The 18682-nt window shown below is 47.5% G+C and carries 13 protein-coding genes and 1 riboswitch; of the genes, 2 read left to right on the top strand and 11 right to left on the bottom strand.

Annotated features, from left to right (window positions below):
* Nucleotides 1–7: 7 nt before the first annotated feature.
* The 4 genes from liaF to ABXR35_RS03160 all read right to left on the bottom strand — a co-directional run bounded on the left by liaF (nucleotide 8) and on the right by ABXR35_RS03160 (nucleotide 5562).
* Nucleotides 8–1234: a cell wall-active antibiotics response protein LiaF gene (gene liaF / locus ABXR35_RS03175; RefSeq protein WP_367055315.1), complete on the bottom strand. Its 1227-nt coding sequence runs from the start codon at nucleotides 1232–1234 to the stop codon at nucleotides 8–10.
* A 275-nt stretch (nucleotides 1235–1509) separates the two neighbouring features.
* Entirely contained in the window at nucleotides 1510–3450 is a 1941-nt protein-coding gene (gene thrS, locus ABXR35_RS03170) for a threonine--tRNA ligase (RefSeq protein ID WP_367055312.1), read from the bottom strand.
* Nucleotides 3451–4082: 632 nt separating this feature from the next.
* Nucleotides 4083–4628 (bottom strand): phosphodiesterase, encoded by a 546-nt coding sequence (gene yfcE, locus ABXR35_RS03165; protein ID WP_367061133.1) that lies wholly within the window; start codon nucleotides 4626–4628, stop codon nucleotides 4083–4085.
* The gene (locus ABXR35_RS03160) at nucleotides 4606–5562 is read right to left on the bottom strand and encodes a LysR family transcriptional regulator (RefSeq protein WP_367055309.1); all 957 of its coding nucleotides are present in this window, start codon (nucleotides 5560–5562) and stop codon (nucleotides 4606–4608) included. Before ABXR35_RS03160 ends, yfcE begins: the two co-directional genes overlap by 23 nt.
* Nucleotides 5563–5696: 134 nt before the next feature.
* Here ABXR35_RS03160 and ABXR35_RS03155 point away from each other — a divergent pair, with 134 nt between their 5' ends.
* On the top strand, nucleotides 5697–6026 hold the full coding sequence (locus ABXR35_RS03155) for an antibiotic biosynthesis monooxygenase family protein (protein ID WP_367055306.1): 330 nt from the start codon (nucleotides 5697–5699) through the stop codon (nucleotides 6024–6026).
* Nucleotides 6027–6166: 140 nt separating this feature from the next.
* Here the strand turns inward: ABXR35_RS03155 and mqnC are convergent, their stop codons facing one another.
* From mqnC to metA, 6 genes are all read right to left on the bottom strand, one after another.
* On the bottom strand, nucleotides 6167–7303 hold the full coding sequence (gene mqnC, locus ABXR35_RS03150) for a cyclic dehypoxanthinyl futalosine synthase (protein WP_367055303.1): 1137 nt from the start codon (nucleotides 7301–7303) through the stop codon (nucleotides 6167–6169).
* A 461-nt stretch (nucleotides 7304–7764) separates the two neighbouring features.
* Nucleotides 7765–8562, bottom strand: coding sequence for a meso-2,3-butanediol dehydrogenase (gene budC / locus ABXR35_RS03145; protein ID WP_367055300.1), 798 nt, complete (start codon nucleotides 8560–8562; stop codon nucleotides 7765–7767).
* 359 nt (nucleotides 8563–8921) lie between these two features.
* Entirely contained in the window at nucleotides 8922–10166 is a 1245-nt protein-coding gene (locus ABXR35_RS03140) for a trans-sulfuration enzyme family protein (protein WP_367055297.1), read from the bottom strand.
* A gap of 6 nt (nucleotides 10167–10172) precedes the next feature.
* On the bottom strand, nucleotides 10173–11363 hold the full coding sequence (locus ABXR35_RS03135; RefSeq protein ID WP_367055294.1) for a PLP-dependent transferase: 1191 nt from the start codon (nucleotides 11361–11363) through the stop codon (nucleotides 10173–10175).
* Nucleotides 11364–11428: 65 nt separating this feature from the next.
* A complete protein-coding gene (locus tag ABXR35_RS03130) occupies nucleotides 11429–11848 on the bottom strand; it encodes a DUF6756 family protein (RefSeq protein WP_367055291.1) in 420 nt (139 codons plus the stop codon).
* A gap of 37 nt (nucleotides 11849–11885) precedes the next feature.
* Entirely contained in the window at nucleotides 11886–12827 is a 942-nt protein-coding gene (metA, locus tag ABXR35_RS03125) for a homoserine O-acetyltransferase MetA (RefSeq protein ID WP_367055288.1), read from the bottom strand.
* A gap of 151 nt (nucleotides 12828–12978) precedes the next feature.
* Nucleotides 12979–13115, bottom strand: a riboswitch (SAM riboswitch).
* 476 nt (nucleotides 13116–13591) lie between these two features.
* Here metA and corA point away from each other — a divergent pair.
* Nucleotides 13592–14527: a magnesium/cobalt transporter CorA gene (gene corA, locus ABXR35_RS03120; RefSeq protein WP_367055285.1), complete on the top strand. Its 936-nt coding sequence runs from the start codon at nucleotides 13592–13594 to the stop codon at nucleotides 14525–14527.
* A 314-nt stretch (nucleotides 14528–14841) separates the two neighbouring features.
* On the opposite strand, the gene ABXR35_RS03115 is transcribed toward corA, so the two are convergent.
* Nucleotides 14842–18315 carry an HAD-IA family hydrolase gene (locus tag ABXR35_RS03115; protein ID WP_367055282.1) on the bottom strand — a complete coding sequence of 1158 codons (3474 nt, stop codon included), beginning with the start codon at nucleotides 18313–18315 and terminating at the stop codon, nucleotides 14842–14844.
* Nucleotides 18316–18682: the final 367 nt, after the last annotated feature.

The raw sequence follows: 18682 nt of genomic DNA, 5'->3' as shown, positions 1-18682 counted from the left end.
CGTCATTTTATCCCACCCGGTTAATTCGGATATCGCCGATAAATACACTTACCGCGATTTCAACCCTCTTACCTGTCGATTCGTCTTCACCTGTCTCACCGCTCAATTGATTCATCATGCCATCAATGCTGCGATTCATAATATCCATATTACCGATAAACGAATTGCCCTGCGCCTTGAAACTGACTTCTACACCGCTCGGAATAAATACTTTGACATCACCGATAAAAGCAGACACATTGATCTTGGTCACACCGTACGGAATTTGTGCTTTGGTCAGATCAAGCATCGTGTCGCCAATAAAATGGGAAATGTTAAGCGGCTTCAGTTCAAAATAATCTTTGCCGATATGCACATCACCGATAAAATTGGAGCGATTCTCGACATCGCCACCATATGCCTGTTGCTGATAGCGATGGTGAAAACGATCTCCCGCATGATGCCCATGCTTGTGCTGCTGCTTCCATTGCTCTGCATGCCATTGCTTCTCTTGCTTCATACGACGCATATGATCTTTGAAATCCTGCTTATGCTGTCTCCAATCCTGCGGATTCACATGTCCCCAGCCAGGCGGATGTTCTTGCTGCGATTGTTGATTATGCACGTTTTCATGATGCAGCGGCTCATGAAAACCTCGCTCAAAAGACGGTTCATCCTTGCGCAGATTAGGACCTTTTTTCTCAGCAAAGCCTTGCTGAGATGGTGCATCTGCCGCTTCATGATGATTAGCAGATGATTGCGAGGTGGATGTACCTTCTTGGCGTCCCAGCTTTTCGTTAAACAGATCATCTAATGAGGAAGGTGCTGGTGGCGGTGGTGGGCTGGCATGGAAAGGTTGTGCTGGCTGATCGGTATAGAGATTTCCTTGCTCTCCGTCATGCTTTCTGCGCTTATGATCGGAACGACCTTTGCCTGTCAGCATACGGAAGCCGAAAAACACAAATCCCAGCGGAATCATCAAGCGAATCAGATCGCCAAACGAATAGTCAAACCAATCCAGATTGCGACCGAGGAAATAAATCCCCAGTATCGTCATAATCCAGCCACCGACATCCTTTTTACATTTAAACAGTAGCTCATTCAAGCCGATCTCTAGCAAAAAGAGTGGCCAGAGCAGGAACAGTGCATCTCGTACGCCCCAATTGATAATATCCAGTCGATCCAGCAGAAAGACCAAACCTAATCCAATCAGCGTCAATCCCCAGAACGTTTTGCGGAACATATGACGATTCATATGAAACCCTCGCTTTCTTGTTGCCTATTACTTTCGTTTGTATTCATACCGGTGCGCTTAACGCTGTATTCATACTCCAAGTGTAAAAAAATAATGACTCTCTGCATAGCGGCAATAGGCGGAACCTCATCTCGGTCTACAGACCGAGTTCCATGTATAGCATGTAGCGTACAGACATAGTATGGTGCATAGATTATGTATGGAAAGCAAAAAGCACCGATCACAATGATCGATGCTTTTATTATAGAAGAAATGAACAGCAATAACGTAACGATTTAGAAAATGGTACGGTCTGCGATTTGTTGGCTCAGCAGCTTGGCTACTTCATCGAGCGGCATAGCACCGATGTCGCCTTCGCCACGCTTACGTACGGAAACGCTGTTTGCGTTCATTTCATTTTCACCGACAACGAACATGTACGGAATTTTCTCCAGTTGGGCTTCACGGATTTTGTAGCCCAATTTTTCGTTGCGCAGATCGGCTTCCACGGTTACACCGCTCAGGCGCAGCTGGTCTTCGACTTTACGTGCATACTCTTCAAATGCAGTCGATACCGGAATAACTTTTGCTTGAACTGGGGACAGCCACAGTGGCAGGGAGCCCGCAAAGTTTTCCAGCAGGAAGGCAGTGAAGCGTTCCATCGTACTAATAACGCCGCGGTGAATAACGACCGGACGGTGCTTCTGACCATCGTCACCGATGTATTCCAGTTCAAAGCGCTCTGGCAGCAGGAAGTCCAGCTGTACAGTGGACAGTGTTTCTTCTTTGCCCAGTGCGGTACGGATTTGTACGTCCAGCTTCGGACCGTAGAATGCTGCTTCGCCTTCAGCTTCGAAGAATGGCAGGTCCAGATCTTCAACAACTTCACGCAGCATACGCTGGGACATTTCCCACATTTCGTCGTTCGGGAAATATTTCTCAGTATCCTGTGGATCGCGGTACGACAGACGGAAGCGGTAATCACTAATGCCGAAGTCTTTGTATACTTGTTGTACCAATTGAATCACACGAGCAAACTCATCCTTGATCTGATCTGGACGAACGAACAGATGCGCGTCGTTCAAGGTCATTGCGCGTACACGGTGCAGACCAGTCAATGCGCCGGACATTTCGTAACGGTGCATCATGCCTAGCTCAGCGATACGGATCGGCAGATCACGATAGCTTCGCAGATCACTCTTATACACCATCATATGGTGCGGACAGTTCATTGGACGCAGGACGAGTTCTTCGTTGTCCATGCTCATAACTGGGAACATATCTTCTTGGTAGTGCTCCCAGTGACCGGATGTTTTGTACAGTTCTACGTTACCAAGTACTGGTGTGTAGACGTGGCTGTAGCCCAATCTTTCTTCCAGATCGACGATATAACGCTCCAATGTACGGCGCAGCTTTGCACCGTTTGGCAGCCAGATCGGCAGACCTTGACCAACCAGATTGGAGAAGGTGAACATGCCCAGCTCTTTACCCAGCTTACGATGATCGCGTTTCTTCGCTTCTTCGAGGAAATGCAGATGCTGTTCCAGCTCGGCTTTTTTGTTAAATGCTGTACCGTAGATGCGTTGCAGCATTTTGTTTTTGCTGTCGCCGCGCCAGTATGCACCAGCTACGCTCAGCAATTTGAAAATTTTCAGTTTGCCTGTGGATGGTACGTGCGGTCCACGGCACAGATCGAAAAATTCGCCTTGATCATAGATCGTAATGATGCTGTCTTCCGGCAGCGCTTCGATCAGCTCGATTTTGTAAGGATCTTCCAATTCACCGAAAATGTTCAGCGCTTCGGCGCGACTTACTTCTCGGCGTGTAATTGGCAGATTTTCGTTCACGATGCGTTCCATTTCCTTTTCGATCTTTTGCAGATCTTCCGGGTTCAGTGAATGCTCCAGATCCATATCGTAGTAGAAACCGTCTTCGATCACAGGACCGACGCCCAGCTTCACTTCTTTGGCGCCAAACAGGCGTTTGACTGCTTGTGCAGTCAAGTGAGCGGTACTGTGACGGATGACTTCCAAACCGTCTGCGCTATCTGCGGTTACGATCTCAACCAGTGCGCCGTTATGCAGTGGTGTGTTCAGATCGACTACGATGCCGTCCAGTTTGCCAGCTACGGCGTTTTTGAACAGACTTTTGCTGATGGAATTGGCGACATCGCCGATGTTATTGCCTTCTTCGTACTGACGGACCGAACCGTCAGGCAGTTTAATTTCGATTGCCATAGTCAATCTTCCTCTCTGGATACAAAATGGGATGCTACTGAATGCCGCTCATGAATGACAGCATTGCATAGTGGTACACCGTTCGGGCTATCGTGATTCAGCCTGATTTATAAACAGCAAAAAACGCCCGTCCCGGTAAAGGGACGAGCGTTATGTACACACGTGGTTCCACCCTGATTCAATTCTGCACCGGCATGTAGAGCAATGGGTAACATTGCAGGCTGGACAGAATCCTTCATTGAACATCTATTAACGGGGATGAACCGATCATGCTTACTGACGGCTGTATGCGTCTAACATAGACGTGCCGGGTTCAACATCATTGCTCGAAAGGGGTAAGCAGCCATCGTCAACCGGAGGAAATTGCAGCGTGAAGAATTTTCCCCTCTCTGAACGGGACCGTCATGGTGCTGTTGTCTTTGTCATTGCATGGATATAGGGTTGCATTATGCTCTCGATTGATACGCTACTGCGATCAAATCGTTGCTTCAATCATTATAAAAGTGTGCACTGGCGGCGTCAAGCATTTGTAGCCGATCTGATTTACATTTCGCTTCTGTCGTAATGCTACCTGCTGACATTTGGGATACATAGATGGATAGTATCCCATGACGACATCATCAGACTACATATTATGTCAATGCGATGGATTTGATAGTTTGATTGTCAAAGTCTTTGACGGTAAAGATGTCGTTTTGCAGAATGCCATAGGAATTGGCGTAGTTTTCTTTGGGCAATGATATGGAGCCGGGGTTGAGAACGTAAATGCCCTCTTTTACATCAGCAACTGGTACATGCGTATGCCCTTGCATAAATACATCGCCTACATTCAGCTGTGGCAGCTTGTCGATGCTATAGCCGTGACCATGTGTTACATAGATACGTCGACCGTTTCCATACAATTGAACATCATCGCCCATCATTGGGAATTGCAGTAGCATCTGATCCACTTCAGAATCACAGTTGCCACGAATACCGATAATTTGACTTTTATACTGGTTGAGCGCTTCAGCGACACCAGCGGGATCATAACCATCCGGCAGCGGATTACGTGGTCCATGATACATATAATCCCCTAGCAAAATCAATTGATCTGGCTGCTCCTCTTGGACTTTGTCCAGCACTTTATTCAGCCAGTGCAGTGAACCGTGAATATCAGAAATAAACATCAGTTTCATCATCGTCAGCTCCTTCATCAAATCTGGTATAGTCAGTCAGTTTCTCATTCATGCTTGGTGCATGATGACCGAGAATCTCTGTAACACATTGTGCAAAACGACGAGCGGCGGGCGATAGGTCATGGAGATTTAGAGCAGTCAAGCCTATGCGACGACAAGGACGACCGGATAATCTGACCAGCTGCATGCCTTGTCGGTCGGACTCTTTCATAATCAATTCCGGCAAAATGGTAATGCCATGCCCTTGTCGCACCATCGCCATCATACTATGATCATCTTCCAGTTCATATGCAATATACGGTTTCCAATCACATTCCGCTATAAAGCTGCGCACACCAGTATCACAACCCGACACAGGCAAAATCCAGCGCTCCTGACGAAGCTGTTCTGGATGAAGCTCTGACTCCTTCGCCAGTGGATGCCCATCAGGTAGCAGACAAAATAGCTCGTCTTCATGCAGCAATTGAAACGGCAAGCCTGCTGTATGCGTCTCGCTGATAAATCCTAGTTCAATCTCTCCTGCGGCAATCCAGTCGGTGATCTCATTATACGCACCGTCTCGTAGCTGAATGGTTACCTGCGGATACAGTCGGTGATACTCATCCAACAGATGTGGCAGCCAACGCATCGACACGCTGGAAAAAGTACCTAGGCGCAGCACCCCCGTTTCCAGTTTGTGCAAGCTGTCTACCTTTTGCATCAATAGCTGCTGTTCGTGCAAAATGGTGCGGATATGCTGCCATGCCAGTTCGCCTTCGGCAGTCAGTTGCACCTGATCGCGTTTGCGAAGCAGTAATCTGAATCCCATCTCCTGCTCCAACGACGTCAACGCATGACTGACAGCGGAAGGTGTCAATTGCAGTTCGCTCGCCGCAATTGCAAGACTTCCGGTATGTACTACTTTTTGCAAGATTCGATATCGTTGGAGACTCATAATCACCCTCCTATCTTACATGAAAAAAATTCACTTTTCTTATCCAAACATTCATTTTTCTCATCCCATATTCATCGTTATAATCTAATGTATCATATGCAGGCAACCCCGCAAAATCGAAAGGAGTATCATCTATGTATGTACCACTGGAAGAGCAACCAACACCCTATTACGCTGTGATCTTCACTAGCCAGCGCACAGAAGGAGATCGCGGGTACGGGCAAATGTCCGATGTGATGGTGGATCTAGCTGCCCGTCAGCCCGGTTTTCTTGGTGTGGAAAGCTATCGCGATGCCGACGGCGCTGGTCTCACAATCTCATACTGGCGCGATCTGGAATCCATTCGTCACTGGAAGGATAACCCTACGCATCAAGTCGCCCAGCATAAAGGGAAAGAACAATGGTACGCCGGTTATTCGCTGAAAATATGCAAAGTAGAGCGTGAATATTCATTTGAAGCATGAATTGCAAGCGAGTTGGAAGCAACAAGATTCACGTATTAAAGGGAATCCTTCATCAAAAAAAGCTCTATCGTCCCTCATATAGAGAAACGATAGAGCTTTTTGCTGATTACTAATACGATTCTATTCCGCAGATACGCGTCTTAGTTTTGCATAATGAAGTCACGTTGGACTTTTTGGTTCTCGTCATCAAACACTTGCAGGATATTGTACTTGGTATCGCGTTGAGCTGGGATTTTACCAGCAGCACGGATAATATCCAGTGTTTGCTCAATGTTGACCTTGTGAGTCGTACCAGCAGCAGATACGACGTTTTCTTCCATCATCGTACTGCCGAAGTCATCACAGCCATATTGCAGCGACATTTTGCCGACTTCTGGTCCCATTGTTACCCAAGACGATTGGAAATGCTTGATATTATCCAAGAAAATGCGGCTGATCGCTACATTTTTCAGGTATTGTTCTGGCGTTTGTTTTTCGGCTTTCATGTTGGTGTTATCTGGCTGGAATGTCCAAGAGATAAATGCCAAGAAGCCTTCCGAATCATAGCCGTTACGGATACATTCATCTTGCGCTTCACGCACACGCAACATATGCAGTGCACGTTCTTCAAACGATTCACCAAAACCGATTACCATCGTTGCAGTGGTATTCATACCGACTTTGTGTGCGGTTTGCATCACGTCCATCCAGTCGCGCCATGAGCCTTTGAGACGGCTAATTTTACGGCGGGTACGGTCATCCAGAATCTCACCGCCACCACCCGGTAGCGAATCCAGACCCGCTTCGTGAATCGCACGAATCGTATCTTCCATCGACAGCCCAGACAGTTTTTGCATTTTCATAATCTCCGCTGGGGAGAAAGAGTGCATGGTGATATTCGGGAAATGCTGTTTAATTTTACGCAGAATATTCAGGTAGTACTCGAATGGCAGATCAGGATTGACCCCGCCCTGCATTAGAATCTCAGTACCGCCTACATCCTCGGTTTCCTGAATTTTTTGCAGGATCGTTTCATCCGGCAGTACGTAGCCTTCCGGCGAACCCGGACGACGGTAAAAAGCACAGAAACGGCAATACACGTCACATACGTTGGTGTAGTTGACGTTACGACCGATCACAAACGTCGTAATTGGATCGGGATTGTGGCGCATCATGATCTGATTCGCAACATGACCCATTTTTTCAATCTGATCCGATTCATATAATGCAATCGTATCTTCCACATCCAGACGACCGCCTTGCAGTGCTTTTTCCAGAATACGATCTACTGTATTCATATGATAGCCTCCTAGTGTATTCAGGCATCAGGGGTTGATGTCGAAAAGTCAATTTGAGTATAGGTTGATGATAGGGCTGCGTGGTGCAATGTGTCTGCAAACCTATATCTAAAAATTAAAATATCAATGACGACATGTACTATCGTAACATATTTCACATTTTAAAAATAGGGATGGAAGTGGCAGTAGTATGTTTTTTTGATAAGAATATTGCAAGGAAATACTGTTCCTCAAATAGTACATCATATATAAAATGCGAAGCGGGCTCCAAATTGGAGTACCCGCTTCGCAAAATGCTTGGTAGCATTCGATTGATGACCAAATATAACATTCAGGAATATGCGGTTGCATAGCTATGGATTCAGAAGCAATCGTTAAGTGTAGCTATATCACGTCGCACTCCGCATATTTGTCCATCGTATTCGCCTATAGCGATTGGGACATATGCAGACCAGATACCGTCAATTGCCAAATTCACGTGGCGAGTTGCCTTGACCGTTGGATGCGCTTGTACCGCCATCGACTGGCAGAATCACGCCTGTAATATATTTGGCATCCGGGCTAGCAAGGAACAGATACGCTGGTGCAACATCTTCCGCTTCAGCGATCCGCTGCAACGTAACGCGAGATTTGAATTTCTCGACCACTTCCTGCCCGCCCTCTTCGATCATCGGCTTGGTCATTTCGGTAACCGTAAATGCCGGAGCAATCGCGTTCACGCGCACGCCCTTCTCACCGAGCTGCAATGCCAGTGATTGGACGAACAGGCTAACTGCACCTTTGGTAGCGTTGTAGCCCGGGTGCGGCCAATCGCCAGCAAGACCGGATACGGATGAGGTGGCGATTAGCGAGCCTTGCGATTTGACCAGATGCGGCGTAGCTGCACGTGCTAGATAGATCTGAGCGTCAATGTTGGTTGCGCGCATATTTTCCCAGTCTTCATCTGTAATCTCTTCAATCGGTCCAGATACGTTGACACCGGCATTGCTGATCACGACATCCAGCTTGCCGAATCGCTCTACTGCCTTTTCGACCAGAGTGTCGACTTGAGCGCGTACACGCACATCAGTCGGCACGATCAGATAGCGGTCATCGTTGTAACGATCGACCACTTCATATAGCTTATCTTCACTGCGGGCAGCCAGTACGACTTTCGCGCCATTTTCTAAAAAAGCAGCAGCAACCGCACGTCCAATGCCTGTGCTAGCGCCAGTGATCAATACAACAGAATCTTCAAAAGGGTACGTGTTATGAGTCATAGTCAGGTCCTCCGTGTGATGGTTTTTTGAGAAACAAAATGGCTACATGTCATCATGCTTCACGGATACTTCTTACGTATGGTCATTACCCGTTGAAAGAGGATGTAAACGGTAGATGATATTGATAACGCTTGCAATTATTACTGATGATTAGGGATAAAGGCGATGCTTAAACCGTATCATTCCTATTAATGAAATATCAAAATATTAAAAAGCCGGCTCCCGTATGATACAGGAATACCGGCTTTCTACTATATACTGCTCTACATTCATAATCTTCCCTACATTTATAATCTTGTATAATCTTGCCCTGTATTCATACTATTCGAGTAACAATCTTCCAGTAGCCAATACATCCATCAATCTGCCAGTGCTTGCTCCAGATCGGCGATCAGATCGTTGACATCCTCTAGTCCAACCGACAAACGCAGCAGACCGTCGGTAATGCCACGCTCTGCACGAACCGTTGCGCCCATCGCCGCGTGCGACATGGTTGGCGGATACGACAGAATACTTTCTACCGCTCCCAGACTCACTGCTACCAATGGAAGCTGCACACGATCCAGTACCTGCTTGGCACGTTCACCAGACCCGACGTCGAACGATAATACCGAGCCAAATCCGCTCGATTGCGCGGCTTGAATAGTATGCCCCGGATGACTGCTCAACCCCGGATAATATAAGGCATGAATATCATCACGGTTGTTCAGCCAATCAGCGATAATGGCAGTGCTTTTTTCAGTATGTGCCATCCGTGCGCCGAGCGTCTTCATTCCGCGCATTAACAGCCATGAATCCTGTGGACCAAGTACGGTGCCAAGTCCATTTTGCAGATGCTTGAGCTGTTTGCCCAGCTCTGGCGTACGCGCTACGGCAAGCCCTGCCAGCACATCGCTGTGACCGCATAGAAACTTAGTCGCGCTATGCAGAATAATATCGACACCTAACTCAATCGGACGCTGGTAATACGGGGTCATAAACGTATTATCCAGCATCGTCAGCAGATGATTGTCCTGTGCCCACTTGGTTACCGCACCAATATCGGTGATTTTTAGCGTGGGGTTGGACGGTGTTTCCATATACACAGCACGTGTATTGGGACGCAATGCGCCTTTTACCTGCTCCAAATTGGTCATATCGACAAAGCTAATCTCCACATTCATCCGATTCAGCACTGTGGTCAGAAACCGATACGTACCACCATACACATCCTCGGTTACAATTACATGATCGCCTGCGGACAAGATCAGAAATGCGGTCGAAATGGCAGCCATACCGGAAGCAAAGGCAAATCCACTTGCTCCGCCTTCCAGCAGTGCAATATAATCTTCCAATGCCTGCCGCGTTGGATTGCCGGAACGGCTATAATCATGCTGCGGCGGATTCAGAATATCCTCCTGATGAAAGGTGGATGCCTGATAAATCGGCACACTGGATGCACCCGTTACCGGATCGATCTCAGCGCCAAAATGAATCAATTTCGTTTCAAAACTGCGTTCTCTGTATGACTTGCTTCCTGTACCGCGCCCGGCATGACTGCTGCCATGTCTAGGCTCCAACTGACTAACACCGCTCTTGTTCTGTTCGTTACCGGAATGGGTCATATCGAATCACGCTCCTTCTACTTCAAGTCGTGCGGCTTCCAGCGCTTGATCCAGATCAGCGATCAGATCATCTACATGTTCAATACCAACGGAGAAACGTAGCAGACGATCGTCTACACCAATCGCATCGCGGATTTCCAGTGGAATGTCCGCATGGGTCTGAATGGCTGGATAGGTCATCAGTGATTCTACACCGCCTAGACTTTCGGCAAATGCAATCAGCTTAATGCTACGCAAGATCGGCTCGATATAACGCGCATCCTTCACTTTGAAGGAGAAAATGCCTGTGTTTCCGCTGGATTGACGATTTTGCACCTCATGCCCCGGATGATCTGGCAATGCTGGGTAGAACACTTCGGCAATTTGTGGGTGCTTCAACAGATGATTCGCAATCGTTGTTGCATTGTATTCATGACGTTCCATGCGCAGCGCCAATGTCTTCATGCCTTTCATCAGCTGATACGAATCGTTAGGGGACAATACTGCACCGATGGAATTATGCAAAAATGCCATCTCATCGGACAATTCCTTGCCTTTGGTGATGATCAATCCGGCAAGAACGTCGTTGTGTCCGCCCAGATATTTGGTCGCACTGTGTACGACAATATCAGCACCTAGCTCAATCGGACGCTGGAAAAACGGCGACAGCAGTGTGTTATCCACGATGGTCAGTAGATTATATTGTTTTGCCCATGTTGCTACCGCCTCAATATCGGTAATCATCATCAGCGGATTGGTCGGTGTTTCGATAAATACGGCACGCGTATTATCCTGTACGATTTTGTCCATCGCTTCTAGATCATTTGTATCTACATACGATGCGGTCACGCCGAATTTGGACAGGATGCGCTCTAGCAAACGGTATGTTCCGCCGTACAGATCAAGCGAGACGATCAGATGATCACCTTGACCGAACAGTGCGAAGATCGTTTGCAGCGCCGCCATGCCGGAGCTACAGGCAAAGCCTGCATCGCCAGATTCCAGTCCAGCTGCGGCTTCTTCCAGTACGGCACGCGTTGGGTTGGTCGTACGAATGTAGTCAAAGCCTGTGCTTTGTCCAAGTGCTGGATGACGGAATGCAGTGGAATGGTAGATAGGGAAATTCACAGCTCCTGTTACCGGCTCGTTGATCGACCCGATCTGTGCCAACCGGCTTTCAATACTAAGCGAAGATTCATTCTTTTTGTGTTCCGTCATACATTACTTCCTCCTCAGATATCCAATTCAAATTTGATAAGTTCTTCAAATCATGCAGTACCTCATCATGAACACTTGCAGATAAGAAACTCTCCATGTTCGTTCTCGCATAGCAACCATGCGTAATCGTTAGGACAAATATAATATTCAAAAAAGCGGCATTCCGCGATAACATGTATGATTTCATCCAATGTCAAAGCATAAACATGATGTCTCTCATTATCTTCATCAACAACAAACAACAGTTTCTGATTTGCCAATATGTCAGAAGCACAGTATTGACGAACAATACGCTTAATATCCACATACCACTGATCATTGTCTGAATGCTGTTTATGCACCACATGTTGTAGTCTGAGCCACCATGCGCGAGGTGCGCCGTCCACATAGATACTCTCAATGGCTCGAATAACATCTTCTGCAGCATCCACCTTATAGTTGCGGATATGCCCTATTGAGCATGCTTCTTCCAGTTCCTGATGCAAACTCCGATTGGATGAATGGTTTCCGTTTGTCTCCATATTAAATGGAATATAGACCAATTTCGGCTTTTTCCGCTTCCAGATCGTATGGTGTCTCTTGGTATACGTAATAGTTGAGCCAGTTAGAAAATAGCAAGTTCGCATGTGCGCGCCAGATGGACGGCGGTGTACGAGTTGGATCGTCGTTGGGATAGTAATTCTTCGGAACGGCGATGTCCATACCGCGTGCGATGTCGCGATCGTATTCCCATTTCAAGGAAAGCGGATCGTATTCGGAATGACCGGTGACGAAGATTTGCTTGCCGTCTTTGGTCGCTACGATATAGATACCAGCTTCTTCCGACTCGGACAGAATTTCTAGCTCTGGTACGTTTTCAATATCTTCACGCCGCACTTCGGTATGACGAGAATGCGGGGCAAAATATAATTCGTCAAACCCTCTCAGCAGCGGCACATTGTTTTTGTTGAGCGTATGCGGGAATACGCCAAAGCATTTCTCCGGCAGATCGACTTTTGGTACGCCGAAGTGATGGTACAAGCCCGCCTGTGATGCCCAACAAATGTGCATGGTCGAGGTGACGTTCGATTTGCTCCATTCAAAAATCTCCTGAATCTCTTCCCAATAATTCACATCTTCAAAATCCATCGTCTCTACAGGCGCACCTGTTACGATCAGACCGTCAAAGCGCAAATGCTTGACTTCAGGAAACGTTTTGTAAAAGGTATTCAGATATTCAGCCGATGTGTTCTTGGAGATATGGGAACGCGTATGCAGCAGATAAATGTCCACTTGCAGCGGACTGTTACTCAGCAATCGTAGCAGTTGCGTCTCGGTCGTCTCCTTCGTTGGCATGAGATTCAGCAAAGCGATACGCAGCGGACGAATGTCCTGCTGGTACGCGCGCGATTCATCCATCACGAAAATATTTTCCCCGGAAAGGATCTCTTTCGCCGGTAAACTGTCTGGGATTTTGATTGGCATATTGATTCACTCCTTGAAATGTGTGGATAATACAGCCGAGCAGCTGCCCGCATGATGGAAGGAGAGTTGCGATGTGTAACGCAAAAAGACCTTTCTCCAAAAACATACTGAGAAAGGTCATATCCGCAAAAGATGCGTCTATATAGCGCCTCTCTCATCTGTCAGCAGATACCAGATACTTCATCGTAGGATGTACCTGTATCTCTGCTAGAATTAGCACCGTACAGTATATGACTGCCGGTTGCCGGGCTTCATAGGGCTAGTCCCTCCGCCTGCTCTTGATAAGATTCGCTGTATTTGATTATGGGGTAAAAACAAAAGATGTGCTGTTAATAGGTCCAATATGGGATGTTCGTTATGAACCATCACCGGATTGGATATACGATATCGTATACCATCGTTATACCTATCGTCAAGGGTAAGTTCTGCCGATATACAACTTATACGGTGGCTGAATGATTTAAGCTTGAAAGCCTGCTGTCACCACGGTATACTTAACAAGTATTTGGCGCATTTTCATGTTTTTCGCAAAACATGGCGTTATTCAATTTATTTCAAAGAGGTGAATTTCAAGATGGAAGGCGACCCGAGGAGTAGCTGGCAAGAGGAGTCCACTCAATCGCAGGAAGAAAACGACAATAGGATACCGGAGGAGCGCGCCATGTTGAAAATGTAATTTTCAGATTATAGCGAAGCTTTAAATAAGTGTGTACAATTGCCGTCTCTTTCCTGCTCATTTATATGAAAAAGGAGTAGAGCATACTATGAAAATTCGGCACGTAAACGCCGGCAATTTCACGCTGGTTGATGATATTAATGAAACACTGGTTGCACCGGAGGAAGGCTTCTACTGGATAGACGCTGGTCTTGATGATCTGATCCTGCTTCAGCCGCTCTTTATGCTGCATGATCTAGCGGTTGAGGACATGATGGGCGATGAGGAGCAGCGTCCAAAAATCGAAATCTACGAAAATCACTACTTTATCGTCGTGAACAGTATTCGGTTTGACGATGAAGAGATTTTCCTGCGCGCACTAAACATTTTCTTGGGACGGCATTTTATCATTACTGTGACCAAGCAGAAAATCAGCGAGCTGCGCACCCTCAAACCAATTTTGTGGGAAGAGGAAGTTAGTCGTCCAGATAAGTTCATGTATCTGCTGGTCGATCTGGTGGTGGACAACTACTTCACCGTCGGTGATCGGATTGAAGACCAGATTGAACGGCTGGAAGAAAGCATTCTGATGAATACGAAAAAGTCGCATCTGAATGAAATCATCGGTCTGCGCGGCGAGATCCTATGGCTCAAACGCGTACTGGGTCCGCAGCGTGAAGTAATCAACACGCTCAACAAAAAAGATTTGCGTCTGATCGACGATCAGCTGCAAAAATATTTTAGCGACGTGTACGAGAATGCCGTGAAAGTATCCGAGATGTTTGATACATTCCGCGATCTGATGGGCAACTTACGTGAGGCATACCAATCGAGTATCGCCAACCGTGCGAACGAAATCATGCGCGTATTTACCGCCATTACGACGATATTCATGCCGCTCACGGTCATTACGGGCATTTACGGAATGAACTTTGAAAATATGCCAGAGCTGAAATGGCCGTTCGGTTATCCGATGGTCATCGGTATTATGATCGTGCTCGGTCTGACCATGTTCTTCACCTTCCGCAAACGCGATTGGATCTGAAAGGAAGTCATTCATACGGCTTCGTTAGCTGGCACCACGCGGATTGTTCATGTAAGTTGTATCATGTAAAGCGTCTATGTTCACTGTGTATTGTGACATAGGCGCTTTTTATATGTGGTAGACCTAAACAAATTGACATAGACAAAAAGCACCTCTGGTTTCCTGTATCAAGCAGGAAGCCGGAGGTGCTTTGTTCATTTATCCATTTGTATGGATGTTGAGATAGACGATAAAGTTATATGCAGTCTATCCATATCCATGTTCATTGTAGCTGGCTTGATCGCTTCGTCTTGTCTTGTGTAAGCCGAGAAGTATTAAGGAATCTCCATCCACCGTTCCATCGTTTCAGCATTCAAATGCTCCAGACTGGCAACGGTAAAGTGAGCGTGATCCATAATATGGTGCAAGCTGACGCCGATAGTCTTCATTCCCGCTTGACGAACAGATTGCAGGCAATCTGGGGAGTCCTCGACAACCATACAGTGATACGGATGTACGTCTACCGATTCTGCGGCAAGTACGAAGCTCTCTGGATCTGGCTTCGGATGTGTAATATCCTGTGCTTGAATGATTGAGGCAAAATAGTGATCCATGCCGAGGCGCTCCATAATCTGACGCGCATCCGGGCGGTCAGTGGCAAGCAGCACTTTGACATTTTGCTCACGTAGCTGAGCCAGCAGACTTTCCACACCCGGCAGCAGGAATTCGCGATGTAGCTCCTGTTCGCTCATCTCGTCGATAGGTAGTGCAGGCTCGGTTTGAGTCGCTGGTGCATGACCGGTATCCAGCACGGTATCTTCCCCATCGCCTAATGCAGACGCGGCTGCGGTGCTAGGTGTTTTGCCATCATCCGATGAAGCAGAGGATGCTGTGGTTGTATCGCTGCTTTCGGATGGATCGTCGGCTGTCGCTTTTTTCAGACGTTGTTTGTCTTGGTCTTCCTGATCGCCATTCGCTGCTGGACGAGCTGCGGTCGTTTTATCCGCAGCTTTGCCTTTGCTGCGTTTATTGCCAGAACGGTTTGTATCGGCTGGCTTGCTGTCTGCTGCGGACTGGTTATTGGTATGTTGCTGATCGGCTGTATCAGATGAATCGCTATCAGCATTCGGCTGAGCGACCACTTCCTCTTGGGCTTTCGCCGATGACTTTTTGTTTTGGTCATCTGCAAGCGCTGCTTGCTTTTGCGCGGCGGCGGCGACTTGCTGTTGATGCTGCTCCTCTTCCTTGTCCGCTTTGTCAGAGGCATCCTGTGCCGCTTGCTTGTTGCGTTTGACTGCCTGATCAAACCATTTGCCGGTTGGTCCTGTATTCGGATTCTTGCTCTCATCTTCCGCTTCATAATCACGATGTTCTGCCCCGGCACCGACCAATGCTGGTTCGCGTTGTTCCTCGGCTGGCATCTCATAATGCTGCTCTAGCTCTGGCATTGGAATCAGGACACCTTCCAGACCGAAAATAACTGCACCCAGTTTGCGGTTTTTCATTTCCAGCGGCTGGGTCAAAGCAACCAGATACTGATTGCCATAATGATGGATCAGCAGCGGTTCGCCACGCAGCAGCTTGTAGGTCGTTTGGTTTTGTTCAATTGTAATTTCCAGCAACCGCTTCTGGAATTGCACACGGAAGCTATACCGAGTCCAGCCCGGTGGCAGCTTCGGTTCAAAATGCAGTAGCCCTGCGTATTGGCGCATCCCAGCAAAGCCACCAACGATAGTCAGCCAGCTACCTGCCATGGAAGCGGCGTGAATCCCGTCCTTAACGTTACTATGAATATCATCCAAATCCATACGTGCCGACTGGATAAAGAAGTCGTATGCCGGGTCCATCGTACCAAGCTCCGAAGCAAGAATCGCATGAATGGCTGCCGACAGAGAGGAATCATGCGTTGTCAGCGGTTCATAGTATGCGTAGTTACGTACCTTTTCCATTTTGGTAAACCGATGCCCTTGCATATACATCGCCAAAATCAAATCTGCTTGCTTCAACACCTGATGTCGATAAATAACGAGAGGGTGATAATGCAGCAGCAGTGGATATTTGTCTGCTGGTGTATTTTCAAAATCCCAGATGCCCTTATCCAAGAAGGAATCATCCTGCCCGATCAGACCGCTCTGGCGATGGATGTAAATAGATTCCGCCGCCTGCTCCCAGACATTGATCTCATCATCAGACAAGCCCATCGGACTCTGAATCGTCGACTCATAATTGGCAACATCATTATCGCGCCAATTGCGCAGCTCACGCACGGTAAATTCCAGCTGGTCTTTGACCATCATATTGGTATACGTATTGTTGTTGACGATGGCGGTGTATTCATCCGGTCCTGTTACACCATTAATACAGAAGCCTTTGCCCGGAATCCAGTCGCCCACTGACAGGAAAAAGCGGCAGGTTTCTACCAGAATCTCCATGCCCTTGTTCCGTAGAAACTCCTCGTCTCCAGCAGCTTCGCTATATTGAATGACCGCATGCGCAACATCGGCATCAATATGGTACTGTGCGGTACCGCCCGGATAATAGGCAGATACTTCTTCCCCGCCAATCGTCCGCCACGGATACAGCGCACCAAAGGCTGCCATTTCCACAGCACGATCACGCGCCTTCGGCAATGTATGATAGCGGAATTCCAGCAGACGCAGCGCCAGATCGGGCTGTGTGTACAGGAAAAATGGCATAATATACGTTTCCGTATCCCAGAAATAGTGACCCTCATATCCTTCACCGGTAATCCCTTTGGCACCGATATTGGTCAATCCATCACGACCCACCGATTGGAACAAATGAAACGCGTTAAAGCGCAGACCTTGCTGTAGCTTCTCATCGCCTTCTACCTGAATATCTGCCGTTTCCCAGAATTCATCCAGACGCTGACGCTGCAATGAAGCCAGCTTATCAAATCCGTCCTCCATAATATCCTTGAGTGTGGATTGAGCAAGAATGTCCAAATGCTCCACTTCATAGTCTTTGGACGTATAATACACAATTCCTTTTTCCAAGACGGCTTCCTGATCCTGCTCCAAATTGAACACAAAATGCTTGTCGAGACGCTGTTCATGCTCCTCGGTTTTCACCTCATGCTTGAGATTGGCACGATGATCGGCAGCACATAGCAAAGTGAATTCGGTCTCGGATGTGCGCTGCTCCAGCGACATACGCGTCCCCTCTTCCGATTTGCCAATCGTATGCAGAACTTGTCCAGTAAACGCAGCTCCAGCGCGCGGATCGCCCTCGGAAATCTCGTTATGCACTTCGCCGTTCAATGACGACACCAGTGTAATCTCACCGGAAAAATTCAATGGTTTTACTTTATAGCGAATCATCGCTACATGCTTATTGGCAAACGAAACCAGACGCTCGATGCAGAGCGAGATGAGGCGCCCCCGTCCACTCTCCCACGTGATGCAGCGGGTCATGATACCAGTTTGCATATCCAGTACACGCTCGTAATCGACAATGCGTCCAGCAAGCAAATTGAAGCGTTCGCCCTCAATCCATAACTCGATAATCTTGCTATCGGTGACGTTCAGCATCGTTTGCCGCTTGCGGGCATACCCAAATGCTTCCTCCCCGTATATAATATCTGCCGAATCGTAAAACCCGTTCAGATATGTACCATTCAGCGCGTCCACTTCCGGCACATTCATGCCTTCGTCAAAATGCCCCCTCATCCCGATATAGCCATTGGCTACGGTAAATACGGTTTCGCTTCGGCGGTTGTATTGCGGATTAAAGGAGGTCTCGCGGATTACCCACGGCTCCACTTCATAAATTGTTGTTCCTTCTCTCATGTGGTCATTCCCCTTTCTTCGTTAAGCTGGTAGATGTACTGGTACTTTCGCTTGCTGCAAGCTGCTGTTCATTCATATGATGCTGCTTTGAGATGCTGCTGTGATAGTGGTACTCTTCATCATTAACCATATTTGTTGAGGGGAAGCCCTTACAAAAAATATTAACTGGTTTGAGTGGGAAAGAAAAGTGCAATATTGATTGGTTTATACATTGTGAGATTATAAGTGCAGAGCGCTCCCGGAAGGGATAAGGGGACGTCCTCCGGTGGAGCCGCGGGAATCTTTGGGTTTAGGAAGAAATGAAGATTCCCGCCCCTCCAAAGCTGTAAGATATTTTGCTGCGCAAAAATCATTTTTCATTAAACCC

Source organism: Paenibacillus sp. JQZ6Y-1 (assembly GCF_040719145.1).
GTDB classification, from domain to species: domain Bacteria; phylum Bacillota; class Bacilli; order Paenibacillales; family Paenibacillaceae; genus Saccharibacillus; species Saccharibacillus kandeliae.
Note: the sequence above shows the minus strand (reverse complement) of the source record. Positions and strands in the feature narration are given on the sequence as shown.

What these genes read in the sequence shown, in the direction of transcription:
- liaF (WP_367055315.1), bottom strand. Translation starts at nt 1,234, where the DNA reads ATGAATCGTCATATGTTCCGCAAAACGTTCTGGGGATTGACGCTGATT.
- ABXR35_RS03160 (WP_367055309.1), bottom strand. Translation starts at nt 5,562, where the DNA reads ATGAGTCTCCAACGATATCGAATCTTGCAAAAAGTAGTACATACCGGA.
- ABXR35_RS03155 (WP_367055306.1), top strand. Translation starts at nt 5,697, where the DNA reads ATGTATGTACCACTGGAAGAGCAACCAACACCCTATTACGCTGTGATC.
- thrS (WP_367055312.1), bottom strand. Translation starts at nt 3,450, where the DNA reads ATGGCAATCGAAATTAAACTGCCTGACGGTTCGGTCCGTCAGTACGAA.
- yfcE (WP_367061133.1), bottom strand. Translation starts at nt 4,628, where the DNA reads ATGAAACTGATGTTTATTTCTGATATTCACGGTTCACTGCACTGGCTG.
- metA (WP_367055288.1), bottom strand. Translation starts at nt 12,827, where the DNA reads ATGCCAATCAAAATCCCAGACAGTTTACCGGCGAAAGAGATCCTTTCC.
- ABXR35_RS03115 (WP_367055282.1), bottom strand. Translation starts at nt 18,315, where the DNA reads ATGAGAGAAGGAACAACAATTTATGAAGTGGAGCCGTGGGTAATCCGC.
- corA (WP_367055285.1), top strand. Translation starts at nt 13,592, where the DNA reads ATGAAAATTCGGCACGTAAACGCCGGCAATTTCACGCTGGTTGATGAT.
- budC (WP_367055300.1), bottom strand. Translation starts at nt 8,562, where the DNA reads ATGACTCATAACACGTACCCTTTTGAAGATTCTGTTGTATTGATCACT.
- ABXR35_RS03140 (WP_367055297.1), bottom strand. Translation starts at nt 10,166, where the DNA reads ATGACCCATTCCGGTAACGAACAGAACAAGAGCGGTGTTAGTCAGTTG.
- ABXR35_RS03135 (WP_367055294.1), bottom strand. Translation starts at nt 11,363, where the DNA reads ATGACGGAACACAAAAAGAATGAATCTTCGCTTAGTATTGAAAGCCGG.
- mqnC (WP_367055303.1), bottom strand. Translation starts at nt 7,303, where the DNA reads ATGAATACAGTAGATCGTATTCTGGAAAAAGCACTGCAAGGCGGTCGT.